This window comes from Mechercharimyces sp. CAU 1602 (assembly GCF_024753565.1).
In the GTDB taxonomy this organism is placed as follows: Bacteria; Bacillota; Bacilli; order Thermoactinomycetales; family JANTPT01; genus Mechercharimyces.
In genome coordinates this window covers 1-1,477 of record NZ_JANTPT010000011.1, presented here as the reverse complement: position 1 = coordinate 1,477, position 1,477 = coordinate 1, and the positions used below count along the sequence as shown (strand labels likewise).

General features: G+C 47.2%; 1 rRNA gene and 1 pseudogene. Both read left to right on the top strand.

From position 1 onward, the window contains the following. Window positions 1-84: 84 nt before the first annotated feature. Window positions 85-201: ribosomal RNA gene (gene rrf, locus NXZ84_RS15055) — 5S ribosomal RNA — on the top strand. Between the two features lie 108 nt (window positions 202-309). Then, window positions 310-894 (top strand): annotated as a pseudogene (locus tag NXZ84_RS15050) (RNA-guided endonuclease TnpB family protein); the annotation flags it as partial. Window positions 895-1,477 lie beyond the last annotated feature (583 nt).

Sequence of the window (1,477 nt, the reverse complement as noted above, 5' to 3'; positions counted from 1 at the left end):
ATCGGTCGAGGGCTTACCCTCTAGATCCTCACTCCCTTGACTCCGGCCGAAGTATTTACTTTTGAAGGTGTGAACCTTCACCTGTCTGGTGGCTATAGCGGAGGGGAACCACTCGTTCCCATATCGAACACGATCGTTAAGCCCTCCCGCGCCGATGGTACTTGGGACGCAGGTCCCTGGAAGAGTAGGTCGTCGCCAGGCTACATAACAAACCCCCTTGTTCCTTCTTGGAACAAGGGGGTTTTGTTATGTGTAGTTATGAAGTTCTCTTGATTAATAAAAGAGAGGGAGTAAAGGGCCAGAGGAAGCTTATCTGATGGAACGAAGATCAAGCCTTCCGCCTTTTTTCGTCACTATGAAAAGCAGTTGGCAAAGGCACAGCGGATCATGAGTCGTCGAACTAAAGGCAGTTCCAACTGGCACAAAGCACGGATTAACGTGGTTTGCATCCACGAACAGATCACGAACGCTCGTCATGACTTCCTACATAAGCTGTCTTCTAAGCTGATCCGTGAAAACCAAACGATCTGCATTGAAGACCTACAGGTCAAAAACATGGTGAAGCATCGCACGCTGGCGAAATCCATCACCGATGCTTCCTGGTCGGAGTTTGTCACCCTGCTCGAGTATCAAGCCAAGTGGTATGGGAGAAGCGTTGTGAAGGTGGGGAAATCCTATCCTTCGAGTCAGCTATGCTCTTCCTGTGGCTATCGAAACAAAGAGGTGAAGAACCTCAATGTAAGGGAGGGGACCTGTCCAGAATGTCACGCTCATCATGACCGAGACATTAACGCCTCCCTGAACATCTTGAAAGAAGGACTGCGATTACTTGCGGTCGGGCAGATCGTGTCAAGAATACGACTTGGAAAATTGAGAATATATATGGTACAATAGCGGTAACAATAGTAAAGACAGCAGGATGAGCAGATCCTGCTGTCAGTGGTAGCTGCCGCACGAAACAGGCGGCCACAGATAGGGGAAATGACCCGCTAACCTTTACCAGAGGGCGGGTCATTTCTTATGTTTCAATGACTGGTAAGCGATCCATACAGCAAATAACTGAATGGCTACACTGACGACGTCGATAAAGACTTGCAGTACGCTCACCACGGCCTCACCCCCTTCCTATATGGAGGTGTGCCACCTGCCCCGCTCAGGCTACTACCATCTTTATCATACCACAAAGGTTAGTAATATAAAGAGAATTAGCTTTATTAATACATCAAAAGAGAATCAGCTGTTGACAGCACGTTCCTATCCATGGTAAGATAATCTTTGTCGCTAAGAAAGCGATCAATAGCGTGAGTCACTGCAAAGCGACAAAACGCGATATAAAAAACTTCTTGACGCAAGTGAGATTGCTATGGTAAGATAGATCTTGTCGCCGCGAAAGAGCGGTGAGGAAAAAAGAAGAAAACGTTCCTTGAAAACTGAAGAGCGAAAGATAGACCCAAGTCAGTGAAATTTGAGCAATCAA